We start from the raw sequence: 14,127 nt of genomic DNA, 5'->3' as shown, positions 1-14,127 counted from the left end.
GCCGCACCAGCCAAGTCGGAAGAAAGGTTAACGGAGGGTCAGTGAACGGATGATTTTTGTTTCCCGCAGATGTCGCAGAATTCCGCAGATTGTTTCTGCGCTGATCGGCGTTAATCTGCGGGAGATTATTTTTGTGCGTTTTGCAGATTTTAATATCTGCTGTCAAATGAACTGGGTGACTTGTCCTGAATTAGGTTTATACAAAAAGTAAACAAATGAAAGAAGAATTAAACTCATTTTAGGACAAGAAAGGGTGCTAAGAGCTAGGATTTTCTCTTAAAACTCCATCTTCAAAAACCTTCCAGTATGGCTTTTTTCAACCTTTATCAATTGCTCTGGAGTACCTTCAAAGAGGATTTGACCGCCACCTGAACCACCCTCGGGACCAAGATCAATTACCCAATCAGATACTTTTACAACATCTAGGTTGTGCTCAATAACCAAAATGGTATTACCTTGATCTACCAATCTATTTAAAACGCCTAAAAGGACATTAATATCTTCAAAATGAAGTCCCGTTGTGGGTTCATCAAGGATGTAAAAAGTATTTCCTGTATCCTTTTTGGATAGTTCGGTTGCTAATTTGACACGTTGTGCCTCGCCGCCCGATAAGGTCGTAGATGCTTGTCCGAGGCGAATATAACCTAGTCCGACCTCTTGCAAGGTTTTAATTTTCCGGTAAATGGCTGGAATGGGTTCGAAAAATGCAACAGCCTCCTCAATGCTCATGTCCAGCACATCGCTAATCGACTTCCCACGGTATCGCACTTCAAGTGTCTCTCGATTATAGCGTTTTCCACTACATTCCTCACATGGAACCTGAACATCAGGCAAGAAATTCATTTCGATGAGCTTCATTCCGGCGCCTTGACAGGTTTCACAACGTCCGCCCTTTACATTGAAGGAGAAGCGACCGGGTTTATAGCCTCTAATTTTTGCTTCAGGAAGCATGACATAGAGGTTTCTGATATCTGAAAATACGCCGGTATAAGTGGAAGGGTTCGATCTCGGTGTTCTTCCGATTGGTGTTTGATCAATCTCAATAACCTTATCAATATGTTCCAACCCCTCAATTTTTTTGTAAGGCATAGGCTTTTTCTTAGCCCTAAAAAAGTGATGATTAAGAATTGGGTAAAGAGTTTCGGCAATCAATGTGGATTTACCACTTCCGGAAACCCCGCTAACACAGATTAACTTCCCTAAAGGGAATTCTACTGAAACGTTCTGCAGATTATTGCCTGTTGCATTTTTAAGTATTAATGAGTGGCCATTGCCTTTTCTCCTTTGCTTTGGAATAGCGATTTCTCGTCTTCCGCTAATGTAGTCGTTTGTAAGAGTTTGCGCCTTTGCAAATTCGGCAGGAGTTCCTTGCCCCACAACCCGTCCACCATGCTCACCCGCAGCAGGTCCCATATCAATTACATGGTCTGCATTCATGATCATGTCCTTATCATGCTCCACAACCAGCACTGAATTTCCGATGTCACGCAAGTTTTTTAGGGCCGAAATCAATCGTGCATTATCCCTCTGATGAAGTCCGATACTCGGCTCATCAAGAATGTAAAGCACATTAACCAATTGGGACCCGATTTGTGTAGCTAGGCGGATACGTTGAGCTTCGCCGCCCGACAATGTTTTGGCAGTTCGATTGAGAGTAAGATAGTTTAGCCCCACATCTAATAAAAACCCTATTCTAGATCGTATCTCTTTTAAAATCTCTTTAGCAATGGTATTTTGGCGCTCTGTTAAGCGATTTTCAAGATCGACGAACCACTCGCTAAGCTTGGAAATATCCATGCAAGCAAGTTCATAAATATTCTTGTTGTCCACTTTTATATGAAGCGACTCCTTTTTAAGTCTGGCACCCAAGCATTCTGGGCAACTTTTTAGTATCCTATAGTTCTCCAGATCTTCGCCAATATCATCACCACGGCGTTCCGTTTGTTCTTCCAGCATTTTTATAATGCCATCGAATTCAATCTGATAATTTTGAACATTCCATTTATTGTATTCTACTGGAACACTAATAATATCTTCAGAGCCATTTAGTATTATCTCAATAAGCTCTTCTGGAATTTTTTCAATTGGGGTGGATAAGGAAAAGTTATATTTTTTAGCTAAAGCTTTTAAAATCTGAAACACCCAAGTCTCGCGATACTCACCAAGCGGTGCTAGCCCACCCTGTAAAATGCTCAATTTCGGATTTGGAATCACGGAGTTTCTATCCACCTCGAAAATGTAACCTAATCCGCTGCAGCGCTCGCAAGCCCCATAAGGCGAATTAAATGAGAAGGTATTTGGTTGCGGTTCATCGTAAGATATCCCTGAAATGGGATCCATCAGGTACTTACTGTAGAAAAATTCTTTATTTTCTTTATCGCTGATTTTGATGATACCTTTTGAGACTTTTAAAGCCGATTGTATTGAATCGTAAAGTCTTTTTTTATCCTCGTCGCTTACAAGTAGGCGATCGATAACCATCTCAATATCATGTATTTTATATCGGTCAATCTGCATTTTGGGGGAGAGGTCTAGAATTTCACCGTCGACCCTCACTTTTAAATAACCTTGCTTGCGGATTTGCTCAAAAAGTTCACGATAATGCCCCTTACGACCTTTTACTACAGGGGCGAGTATATTTATCGCTTGGCCATTAAATTTCTCAATGATGCTTTTTAGAATCTGATCCTCGGTCATGCGCTCCATTTTTAGTCCGCTGACATAGGAATACGCTTCCCCAGTACGGGCATATAAAAGGCGCATAAAATCATAGATTTCGGTAATTGTGCCGACTGTTGAACGAGGGTTTTTGCTGGTAGTTTTTTGTTCGATTGCAATTACGGGGCTCAATCCTGAAATTTTATCAACATCTGGGCGCTCCATGCCACCCAAAAACTGTCGGGAATAAGCACTGAAGGTTTCCATGTACCTACGCTGTCCTTCAGCATAAATAGTATCGAATGCCAATGACGATTTTCCGCTGCCGCTCAGACCGGTTATTACAACCAGTTTATTGCGTGGAAAGGAAACATCAATATTTTTTAAGTTGTGAACCCTAGCACCAAATACTTCTACTTCACTTTGTTCGCCAAGATCGGGATTAGATTTATTCATAAATTGAATACTCGCTCTAAATTTTTGCAAAGATGCGATTTTTTAAGGTAGGGATTCTTTTTTCGCGCGAAAAATAGCTGTATAATTCTAAAATTTTACCTGATTATGCTTAAATTAAAATGGTTTAAGGGAAACAATTGGACAAAATAAGGCCATAAAAAAAAGGCTAAAGAAATTTAGCCTTTTTAAATTTGGTTTATACCCTTTAGTTTATCAAAATCTGTGGTGTTGTTGAGGCCATTACGCCTTCAAATAGAAATTGTTTTTGGAGTTTTGTGTTCTCTTGCGCTAAAAGTGTGCTCACTCTGCTGGTATAGCCATGGCGCGTTGGATTTTCAATAATCTCTTTCACAGCAATTAATTTGTAGACGTAAGATGCGGTCTCCCTATTGAATTTTATCTTAAAATAATTGTCTTGTTTTTGATGCTTCATCTGCTTTCTTAAACCACCTTCGCCAATATTATAGGCAGCTGCGGCGAGTGTCCAGCTTCCAAATTCACGGTACAGAGACTTTAAATATTTCGCTGCGGCAATGGTTGATTTTTCAATGTCTTGTCGCTCATCAACAGCAGCATTAACCTTTAATCCAAAATCGCGGGCAGTATTTGGCATAAATTGCCAGTAACCTTTAGCTCCTTTTGGGGAAGTTCCAGATTTGAGACCGCTCTCCACTAGAGGCATATATTTAAAGTCGGCAGGAATACCATGCTTTTTCAAAATAGGCTCAATTATAGGAAACCATTTATTTGCCAGACGGTGTAGCTGAGATGTTTGTAGTTTTTGAAAGGAATGCGCCCTAAGTGAAGCTTCCATTTTTTTCAAAACGTAGTGATTATTCATGGGGAACTTCTCCTCTGCAAAGTTTAATTGTTGCAGATAAGGGTCCTTAGTGATTTCAATTTTTGAGTATTCAGAACCGACATTAACGAAGGTGCTGAGATTGTCTGGCTTACTAAATATAAACAATTTGGCAATTAAAAGTAAGCCCAGCATTCCTGAACACGTAATTAGGTGTTTCTTTATCATTCGAACCTTTCTTTTATAATTAGGTATCAATAATGTGCAAAGATACCAACATTTATCTAATTATCAAATAGTTATGAAATGAAGCCTGAGATTAGACTAAGTTTTTTAGCTTAAAAAGCTTGTTTTTTTTAACCGTAATTCTCATTGGTTCAGCTCTTTTCGGTATTTTTAACTATCTTTGTTGTTCTCTCTTAAAGGTATAAACATTAATCATGCCATTCAAAAGCAAAAGGAACAGTCGGGACGACAAATCCGAAAATTCAAAACGTACGTCAAGCTCATCATCAAAAGGTAATTCTTTTAAATCTGACAGATCTGATAGCTCAAGCAGTACCAAAAAGAAATTGTTTTCGGATACATCTAAAAAACCATTTAAAGCCGGTTTTAAAAAGACAGAAGATAGGCCAGGATCGAGCTTTTCCTCCGATAAAAGGAGTCCCAAAAGCTTTGGTCGCTCCGGTGGAGCAGAGGAAAGACCTTCAGGAGAGCGTTCTTATGGTAGAAAGCCTCAGGGAGAAAGTTCATTTGGCGATCGTCCACAAGGAGCTAGACCACAAGGTGATAAACCTTATGGAAATAGGCCTAGTGGTGAAAAAAGAGCATTTGGCGATCGGCCACAAGGAGCGAAACCATTTGGCAACAGACCTAGTGGCGAGAAAAGACCGTTTACAAAAAGTTCGACAGGTGAAAAGCCATTTGCCCCTCGTGAAAATAAATATTCAGACAAAAATGCGCCCGTTAAGCGCTTCAACGATAAGCCATTCAAATCACGTGTAAAAGAAGAATACTCTTCATCCGATAGCCCAACGTTTAGGTCAGAGGATAAAAAGTGGACTTCTGAGGAGCGCTTTGTTAATAAACGCAGTAAAAAGCCGGCAGCGCCTAAAAGTGATGACGGACTAATTCGTTTAAATCGTTTTATCGCCAATGCAGGAATTTGTTCAAGGCGTAAAGCAGATGAGCTTATTGCGGCAGGGGTAGTTTCTGTGAATGGGGAGCCAGTTACAGAACTTGGCTTCAAGGTAGATCCTGCAAAAGATTCGGTTCGCTATAATGGTGAGTCGCTCAAGCGTGAAAAGAACGTATATGTGCTTTTAAATAAGCCAAAAGATTATATCACCACAACAGATGATCCGCAAGAGCGTAAAACTGTCATGAGTTTGGTTGAAAAAGCATCTCGTGAACGTATTTATCCTGTTGGTAGGCTAGATCGTAATACCACAGGTCTATTATTAATGACCAATGATGGGGATTTGGCAGAGAAATTGTCGCATCCACGAAATAGTATCACTAAACTTTATCAAGTAGAGTTAAACAAGAGTTTATCTCAAGGTGATATGAATAAAATCGCCTTCGGCATTGAGCTAGAAGATGGTTTAATTAAGCCTGATGCGGTGAGTTATGTAGCTGGTGGAAGTAAAAAAGAAGTTGGAATCCAAATCCATAGCGGTAAAAATAGGGTAGTTCGTCGGATTTTTGAAAGCCTTGGCTACGAAGTGGTGAAACTAGACCGTGTAGTTTATTCACATCTTACCAAAAAGGATCTTCCTAGAGGCAGATGGAGATATCTTGAAGAAAAGGAAATTATTCAGTTGAAACACTTGATTAAATAAGATTACATGCCTTCAGCGAAAACTGAGGGCATTTTTGTTAATTTGCATCATGATCTTAACCGATACACATACACATTTATATTACGAAAGGGATCTGGAATTACGGGCTGCGCTCATGGCTAGGTGTCTTGAAAACAAGGTTAGTCGACTTTTCCTACCTAACGTAGATTCGGTGTCTATCCCTTTGGTGTTTAGTCTGGCGGAGCAATACCCAGCCCATTGTTTCCCGATGTTGGGGCTTCATCCATGTGATGTGAAGGCCAATTACAAAGATGAATTGGCCACTATTGAGCGGGAAATTGCTCAAAGAAAGGTTTATGCTATTGGCGAGATCGGAATTGACTTACATTGGGATAAAACCACCTTGAGTATACAAAAAGAAGCTTTCCGAACTCAAATTGCTTGGGCAAAGCAATTAGATTTACCCATTGTTATTCATTGTAGAGAAGCTTTTGACGAGATTTTTGAAATTCTTTGCGAATTAAAGGACGAAAAGTTGAGAGGGATATTTCATTGTTTTTCCGGGACTTTAGAGCAAGCGGAGAAGGTAATTAAGTTGGGCTTTTACCTTGGAATAGGTGGGGTATTGACGTATAAAAATTCAGGTTTAGACCAAGTTGTTGCGAAAATCCCTTTAGAACATATTGTTCTTGAAACCGATTCGCCTTATTTAACGCCAGTTCCTTTTCGAGGGAAGCCCAATGAAAGCAGTTATTTAGTATATGTGGCTCAGAAACTGGCAGATATTAAACAAATTAGCATCGAAGATATAGCTGAAATTACTACACAAAACTCTAGATTAGTGTTTGGAATTTAAAATATAGCTTAATTCTATTTTTTTTAACCTGAAAATGAGTTCATTTGTGCAATTTTATAATTCATTATTAATATAGGAATCCATGACTAATGTTCTGATTATCTATACCGGAGGAACAATCGGTATGATTAATGATCCAAATTCGGGGGTGCTTGTTCCCTTTAATTTTGAGCAAATTACAGATCATGTACCCGAATTAAAAAGATTAAAATATAAGTTTAAAGTCCATTCTTTCGATCCGCTCATCGACTCCTCCAATATGAGTCCGGAGGTGTACAAAGAACTCGCCCAACTCATTGAACTTGAATATAACAATTACGATGGTTTTGTAGTACTTCATGGTTCAGATACGATGTCATACACGGCATCAGCCTTGAGCTTCATGATTGAAAATCTTGCAAAGCCAGTAATTTTTACTGGTTCGCAGCTGCCTGTTAATGGTATCCGAACGGATGCCAAAGAAAATTTAATTACCGCCCTAGAGATTGCCGCAGAAAAGCGCAAGGGGAAGGCAATGGTTCCGGAAGTATGTATTTATTTTGATTACAAACTTTTTAGAGCAAACCGCTCATTCAAATATAATTCAGAGAAGTTTGAGGCTTTTCGATCGCCAAACTACCCAGTTCTTGCCGAAGCAGGTGTTTACCTTAAATTTAATAAAAACGTTATTTTAAAGCCAAGTGGGGAGCCGGTAAAATTCCATACGAAGCTAGATAGTGCCATAGGAATTCTAAAATTATACCCAGGTATTAGTCCGGCGATTGTAAAAGCAGCCCTCTCAGCAGAATGTAAGGCCGTGATCATGGAAACCTTCGGATCAGGAAATACATCCACACAAGAGTGGTTCCTTAATCAATTGAGAGATGCAATTAAGGCGGGCAAATTGATTTTAAATATTTCCCAATGCAAGGTTGGAACAGTGGAGCTTGGACGTTATGAAACCAGTAGAGAGCTTCTAGAAATGGGTGTAGTAAGTGGTTACGACATGACTTTTGAAGCTGCGGTTACCAAGCTCATGTACCTTTTAGGAAATGTAAAAAGCAATAAAAAAATTGCTGAATACCTTGAAACGGATTTGCGTGGGGAGCTTACGGGCTATTAAAAACACATTGCTTTTTAACTAAATACCTTGTTTTAGGGATTTTAATATTTTAACACCATCTTTTGCTGCATCCGCGAATTTCTTTTTGCCATCCAATTTCATAGACACTTTAGATAAATTATTGCAAAATTTTTAATAGGTTTAATTATTCAACCTGTTAAGATTATGCAAACACCTGACTATATCGTCTTCTTTATTTATTTCATTATTGTAAGCACCTATGGATGGTATGTTTACAAGAAAAAGAAGCATGAAGATTCCAAAGACTATTTTTTAGCAAAAGATTCACTCACTTGGTGGGCCATTGGTGCTTCTCTAATTGCATCTAACATATCTGCGGAGCAATTTATAGGGATGAGTGGCTCTGGATTTACCATGGGACTTGCTATTGCGGCTTATGAATGGCTTGCGGCAGTAACCCTGATTATTGTGGCGGTTTTTTTCATTCCTATTTATCTCAAGAACAAAATTTATACCATGCCTCAGTTTTTAAAAACGAGGTATAATGATACGGTGGCCATGATCATGGCGGTATTCTGGCTGCTTTTATATGTAGTTGTCAATCTAACTTCCATTCTTTTCTTGGGGGCTCTGGCTATTAGTAGTATTTCGGGTTTAGATTTCGGACTTTGCATGATGGCTTTGGCGGTATTTGCCGTCGTAATTACCCTTGGGGGGATGAATGTAATTGGTTATACCGACGTTATTCAAGTAGTATTTTTGATTTTGGGAGGTTTAGTGACTACTTATCTTGCTCTAGATCTTGTGGCTGAGCATTATGGTTCGTCGGGGGCATTAAATGGATTTAATTTTATTACAGAGAATTCTGCAGATCATTTTAAAATGATTTTCAAGAAAGAAGATCCTTATTATATGGATTTACCGGGATTAGCGGTGCTAGTTGGTGGTATGTGGATTGTAAACTTAAATTATTGGGGTTGTAATCAATACATTACGCAGAGGGCATTGGGCGCAGATTTGCAAACTGCCCGTAGCGGAATTTTATTTGCTGCATTTCTTAAATTATTAATGCCTGTAATTGTTGTTTTGCCAGGTATTGCCGCATTTGTGCTATATAAAGAAGGAGTATTCACTACAGAAATGACTTTGAATGGAGAGGTGGTAGCAGATCGTGCCTATCCGGTATTATTGAATTTATTGCCTGTGGGGCTCAAGGGACTATCGTTTGCGGCTTTAACAGCTGCTGTAGTGGCTTCATTGGCCGGAAAAGCAAATAGCATTGCTACCATTTTTACTTTGGATATTTATAAGAAGAAAATAAATCCAGCGGCAAGTGAAGAGAAACAAGTGCAAGTGGGGCGTTTGGTTATCATTCTCTCGATGATTATAGCTGTAGCGATTGCCCCGTATTTGGGAATCGATAAAAAAGGAGGATTTCAATACATTCAGGAATATACCGGCTTTGTTTCACCTGGAATTTTTGCCATGTTCATATTAGGTTTCTTTTGGAAGAAAACCACTTCAAATGCCGCTTTATTTGCAACTATTGGTGGTTTTATCTTGTCGGTACTCTTTAAAATTTCACCCAATTATATTGATCTAGAATTCCTCTATGCTTCAGGTTATGCCATACCAAATGCGGAGGGAGTGTATGAAATTCCTTTTATTGACCGCATGGGTTTTGTTTTTGTGATTTGTGTGGTGCTGATGTTTTTTATCAGTATGTATGAAAATAGGAATGGAGATAAAGCTGTTGGATTAGAAGTGGATAGCAGCATGTTTAAGCCTACAGCAGCATTTACAGTCGGTGCTTTAATTGTAATTGGCTTTGTAGCAGCCATGTACGGTATTTATTGGTAGTGTAAATGAACAAACACTCTTTTTTAGTCCGAAGCTTCTAATAAAGCTCACTATAGATTGGCAAATTAAATAGAGTTTTCAGACTTCTTCAATTCGCAATGGTTTTTGCTGTAATGAGTTTTTTAATTTATGCTATGCAGTTTAACTGGCCTTAAAGATCCTCGCAGATTTACCCCAGGGCCTGTGTAGGGGTGTGTTGTTGGTGGATTAGGAGAAATGATAAGCGCAAAAATTTCTACAAAATCAACTTTGAGGTAATTTCCTAAATTTTAAAAAAATTATGAAGAGAGAATGGAAAATAAGCTTCAGTCAAGAGGGTCTGATTAAGAAAATATTCGTGCAAAATGATTCTCAAGATGACTCCGCATGGCATTTCTGAAGGCCTCAGCATCTCTAGATTCAATCACATCCACCAATTCCTTATGTGATGCATATTTTTTATTAGTCATGGGTTTCTTTAGCAAACCACTCAAATGCACATAATTAAAAACAGGAAGTAAGAGCTTTTGGAATTTCTTTAAAGTTTTATTTTTTGTGATTTCGTAAAGCTTACCGTGGAATTTTATCTCTTGTTCAATAAGAAATAAGGTATCAAATGATCGTGGTGGGTCGTTTGCAACAATTTCTCTGAGTTCTTTAATATCCTCTTCTGTTACACGCTCCACAATAAAATCGGCCATTCCTATTTCAAGCGATAAGCGCATTTCGAAAATTTCTTTTAAGGTTTCATCATCTAAAAGCCTAGGGTCCATGCTTTTACCGATGATTGAAATTAAATCGGGACTAGTAATAACAGATCCTTTTTTCTTCTTGGATTCAAGTAATCCGATCATGCGGAGGCGCGATAATGCTTCCCGAATAACCGTGCGACTTACACCAAGTGCTGCTGATAGCTCAAGCTCCTTCGGTATTGAATCGCCAACTTTAAGGTTCTTTTCGGTTAAAAATTCTATGATTTTCTTCTCAACACGATCAACCAGTGAGGTGTTATCAATCTTTTGAAGCTCGTTATCGCTATTAATATTTTTCATTTTGTGACGCAATTTATTAAAAATCATGGTCTTATAAAACCATTTTATTTTTCCAAGCAATAAAAAAAACTGATATAAAATTTGGAAATGTAAAATTAAAAAAACAAGTTTGTATTATGTCATACATAATACAAACTTAATTAAAGAATTATGAAATCAAAAAATACCTTATTAAGGTGTTTGTTTTCAGTAATGGCCATCTTGCTTTTTACTGTTGCACAAGCTCAAACCGGTAAAATTACAGGCCGTGTCATTTCAGATGACGATAAGCTGTCGCTACCCGGTGTAACTATTCAAGTGAAAGGGAAAACTGTAAGTACTCAAAGTGATGCCAATGGAGATTACTCTATTGATGCAACCAATGGCGATATTTTAGTTTTTCGTTTTGTAGGGTTTTTAAACCTAGAGATTCCAGTTGGCTCTTCTAGCGTGGTAAATGCTTCCCTTAAAATGGATGTATCTCAATTAGATGAGATCATTGTTATGGGTTATGGTACTCAAAAGAGATCCACCATTACAGGTTCAGTATCGAAATTAGATCCTAAAGTATTGGAAACAGGTATTCGTTCCAATCCAGCTTCTGCTTTGGCAGGAACTATTCCGGGCTTAAGAGTTCAACAAACATCTGGTAGACCAGGAGCTGTGCCGAACATTGTTTTACGTGGTGGTACTTCTTACGGTGGCGGTGGTTCTCCATTGGTTATCGTTGATGGTTTACTTCGTGGTGGTTTCAGTGATATTAATCAAGATGATATCGAATCTATTGAGGTTTTAAAAGATGCCTCTGCAACTGCTATTTATGGTGCAAGAGCGAATAATGGTGTTATTTTAATTACCACTAAAACAGGTAAGGATGGTGTTTCCAACATTTCCTTCAAGGGTAAAACAGGTGTGAATAAGTTAAATATCCCATTCAATTTCTTAAATGGTAGAGATTATTTGTACTGGTCAAGAAAGGCTGTTCAAAACTCTGGTGTTTATGAGCCTGGTCGTTTAACGCAATTAACTTCAACTGGTCCTTTTGGAACGGGTAACTTATTTAAAGATGCTGCTGGTAATTTCTTGGATGGAAATGTTACAGGTAATGCCGTATGGAGCACTATGTTTTTAGATGATGTAAACAGGATAAAATTACAAGATGGCTGGGAAACAATGACTGATCCGATAACAGGTAGAGAATTGATTTTCAATAATTTTAGTTATAAAGACTATGCTTTACGTGATCAAGCATTGACTCAAGATTATAATGTTTCGATGACAGGTGGTAACAAAAATGGAAGCTATTACGCTGGTTTAGGTGCTTATGATGAAGCAGGTATGCCAATAAACACTTTCTATAAGCGTTTAACTTTCGTTTTTAATGGCGAGTATAAAGTAAAGCCTTGGTTAACATCTACATCTAATTTAAACTTTGCGGATGCAAAATGGCGTGATCCAGTAACTTCTGGTGAAGGCAATTATTTAACCCGCGCATTGGGTGCTCCTCCAACTATGAGAGGCGTAAATGAAAAAGGTGATTTATTAATTGGGCGTGATCTTGGTGATGGTAACCCAGCAGTAAATGATGCTCAATTTATTAGAAGAAATAACACGAATAAATTTACTTTGTCGCAAGCTTTTAAAGTTAATTTTCTTCCAAACTTAAGCTTTAGAGCGAGTGGAAACTTTTACTATGATGAAGGTTTCAATGAAGCATTTAACAAAGATTACTTAAATAATCCTGGAAATATTAACGTAACTCGTTCAAGCAGTGCTTCATTTGGTCGTACGCTAAATCAAACATTTAATGGTGTTTTGAATTATCGTGCTACTTTATTAGAGAAACATCATTTCGATGTAATGGCGGGATCTGAATTTTTTGATAGTTATTCTAAAGGTCTTTCTGCTTCTGGCTCTGGTGCTCCATCAGACGATTTCATGGATTTAGCTTTAACTAATTCTGATAAGGATAGACGTGCTGTAGATTCTTACCACAATAGAGAAAGCATTTTATCTTTCTTTAGTCGCGCGAATTACGATTATGACGAAAAATATCTCTTAACCTTAACTTTCCGTCGTGATGGTTACTCTAAATTGTTAAATAACCGTTGGGGTAATTTCCCAGGTGTTTCGGCAGGTTGGAATATCCATAAAGAAGATTTTTTCAAGTCCTTTACCAATGTGGTTAACTCTTTAAAGTTAAGAGCTAGTTATGGTGAAAATGGTAATGTAAGTGGAATTAGTCAGTATGGCTTACAAGGCTCTTACTCAACCAATAAATACGATGGTAGAGTGGGTTACCTTGCAGGTGGATTGCCTTTCCCTAATTTATTATGGGAGCGTTCTGCGACTTATGAGTTTGGTTTAGAGACTCGTTTACTTGACCGACTAGATTTGTCGGTTGCTTATTATGATCGTACAACATCTGATAAAATTTCCAGCTTCACTCTTCCTGCAACTTCTGGATTTACTTCATTAACAACTAATAATGGAAGTATGCAAAATAGAGGTATTGAAGTTGATGCAAACTATAATGTATTGCGTAAACGCGATTGGACCATTAACTTCTCTGCAAACATTGCTTACAATTCCAATAAGGTATTAAAATTACCTACTAACGGTTTATTAAACAATCGTATTGGTGGTTTCGAAGTATATGATCCTAAAACTGGGCAATTGGTATTTGTTGGCGGAACTCAAGAAGGTCAAGATCCGAATATGGCTTATGCTTATGTTGCTCAGGGACTGTATAGAAATCAAACTGATCTTGATAATCATGCAAATAGAACAGATTTATTAGGTGCTAAGCGATTAGTGGGTCCTGGTATTTATAATGGAATGACTACTGCTCAAAAAGCAACCGTATTCCCCATAGCTTTGGGTGATGTACAATGGCAGGACGTGAATGGAGATGGAACAATCAACTCTTTCGACCGTGTTGAAATGGGAAGAACAGTTCCACAGTGGGTTGGCGGATTTGGTGCTAATGTAAAATGGAAAAACTTGGCCATGTATTCTCGCTTTGATTATGCATTGGGTTTTGTTTCTTATGACGGTCCCCGTGCATGGTTCTTAAGTAATGCTCAGGGCACATTCAATACTACCGATGAAGTATTTGATACTTACACTCCTACAAATACGAATGCTACTTACCCAACCTATTACTGGGCAGATCAATTGTACAAAAACAATACGTTCAGAGAGTCAAGTATGTTTTATAAAAAAGGTGATTACCTAGCATTAAGAGAAGTGAATATTACCTATTCATTGCCAACAAAATGGGCGAATAAAGTGAAGAGCCAAAACATTAATTTATCTGTTTCTGGTCAGAACTTAGCCTATTTCAGTGAATCGACCTTATACTCTCCGGAGTCAGGAAGTATCGGTATTGGCGGTTCAGGAGGTTACCCATTACCACGTATCTTAATTTTTGGTGCTCAGGTAACATTTTAACTCACTAAAAAGGATGTATAAAAATATAAACAAGATGAAAAAAATATATAGAAGTGTATTAAGTATCGTGCTGATTATGACTTTCAGCGCATGCCAAAAGCTGGATTTAGCACCAGAAGATTACTTTGCTAGTGAAAGTTTTTGGAAAACTCCAGCACAGGTTGATGGAG

At 38.2% G+C, this 14,127-nt stretch carries 8 protein-coding genes; 5 read left to right on the top strand and 3 right to left on the bottom strand.

Translation table 11 applies throughout. The annotated features are described in order from the left end of the window. Positions 1–276: 276 nt before the first annotated feature. Together uvrA and ACILQF_RS04460 are read right to left on the bottom strand one after the other, a co-directional pair. On the bottom strand, positions 277–3,114 hold the full coding sequence (uvrA, locus tag ACILQF_RS04465; RefSeq protein WP_395626211.1) for an excinuclease ABC subunit UvrA: 2,838 nt from the start codon (positions 3,112–3,114) through the stop codon (positions 277–279). 205 nt (positions 3,115–3,319) lie between these two features. After that, positions 3,320–4,141, bottom strand: a complete 822-nt coding sequence (locus ACILQF_RS04460; RefSeq protein WP_395626210.1) for a lytic transglycosylase domain-containing protein — start codon at positions 4,139–4,141, stop codon at positions 3,320–3,322. Between the two features lie 212 nt (positions 4,142–4,353). Here ACILQF_RS04460 and ACILQF_RS04455 point away from each other — a divergent pair, with 212 nt between their 5' ends. From ACILQF_RS04455 to ACILQF_RS04440, 4 genes are all read left to right on the top strand, one after another. Beyond that, positions 4,354–5,754, top strand: coding sequence for a pseudouridine synthase (locus ACILQF_RS04455; protein WP_395626209.1), 1,401 nt, complete (start codon positions 4,354–4,356; stop codon positions 5,752–5,754). Positions 5,755–5,803: 49 nt separating this feature from the next. Next, positions 5,804–6,571 carry a TatD family hydrolase gene (locus tag ACILQF_RS04450; protein WP_395626208.1) on the top strand — a complete coding sequence of 256 codons (768 nt, stop codon included), beginning with the start codon at positions 5,804–5,806 and terminating at the stop codon, positions 6,569–6,571. An 82-nt stretch (positions 6,572–6,653) separates the two neighbouring features. Further along, the gene (locus ACILQF_RS04445) at positions 6,654–7,673 is read left to right on the top strand and encodes an asparaginase (protein WP_395626207.1); all 1,020 of its coding nucleotides are present in this window, start codon (positions 6,654–6,656) and stop codon (positions 7,671–7,673) included. 165 nt (positions 7,674–7,838) lie between these two features. Beyond that, positions 7,839–9,494 (top strand): sodium/sugar symporter, encoded by a 1,656-nt coding sequence (locus tag ACILQF_RS04440; protein ID WP_395626206.1) that lies wholly within the window; start codon positions 7,839–7,841, stop codon positions 9,492–9,494. 323 nt (positions 9,495–9,817) lie between these two features. Here the strand turns inward: ACILQF_RS04440 and ACILQF_RS04435 are convergent, their stop codons facing one another. After that, complete coding sequence (locus tag ACILQF_RS04435) at positions 9,818–10,525, bottom strand: FadR/GntR family transcriptional regulator (RefSeq protein WP_395626205.1); 708 nt, start codon at positions 10,523–10,525, stop codon at positions 9,818–9,820. A 150-nt stretch (positions 10,526–10,675) separates the two neighbouring features. On the opposite strand from ACILQF_RS04435, the gene ACILQF_RS04430 reads away from it, so the two are divergent. Then, entirely contained in the window at positions 10,676–13,957 is a 3,282-nt protein-coding gene (locus ACILQF_RS04430) for a SusC/RagA family TonB-linked outer membrane protein (RefSeq protein ID WP_395626204.1), read from the top strand. Positions 13,958–14,127 lie beyond the last annotated feature (170 nt).

The organism is Daejeonella sp. (assembly GCF_044232565.1).
Classification (GTDB): domain Bacteria; phylum Bacteroidota; class Bacteroidia; order Sphingobacteriales; family Sphingobacteriaceae; genus Daejeonella.
The sequence above is the reverse complement of the archived record's forward strand: the minus strand, read 5'-3'. Positions and strand labels throughout refer to the sequence as shown.

Excerpts from the sequence above, each read along its gene's own strand:
- uvrA (WP_395626211.1), bottom strand. The coding sequence starts at position 3,114 with ATGAATAAATCTAATCCCGATCTTGGCGAACAAAGTGAAGTAGAAGTA.
- ACILQF_RS04460 (WP_395626210.1), bottom strand. The coding sequence starts at position 4,141 with ATGATAAAGAAACACCTAATTACGTGTTCAGGAATGCTGGGCTTACTT.
- ACILQF_RS04455 (WP_395626209.1), top strand. The coding sequence starts at position 4,354 with ATGCCATTCAAAAGCAAAAGGAACAGTCGGGACGACAAATCCGAAAAT.
- ACILQF_RS04450 (WP_395626208.1), top strand. The coding sequence starts at position 5,804 with ATGATCTTAACCGATACACATACACATTTATATTACGAAAGGGATCTG.
- ACILQF_RS04445 (WP_395626207.1), top strand. The coding sequence starts at position 6,654 with ATGACTAATGTTCTGATTATCTATACCGGAGGAACAATCGGTATGATT.
- ACILQF_RS04440 (WP_395626206.1), top strand. The coding sequence starts at position 7,839 with ATGCAAACACCTGACTATATCGTCTTCTTTATTTATTTCATTATTGTA.
- ACILQF_RS04435 (WP_395626205.1), bottom strand. The coding sequence starts at position 10,525 with ATGAAAAATATTAATAGCGATAACGAGCTTCAAAAGATTGATAACACC.
- ACILQF_RS04430 (WP_395626204.1), top strand. The coding sequence starts at position 10,676 with ATGAAATCAAAAAATACCTTATTAAGGTGTTTGTTTTCAGTAATGGCC.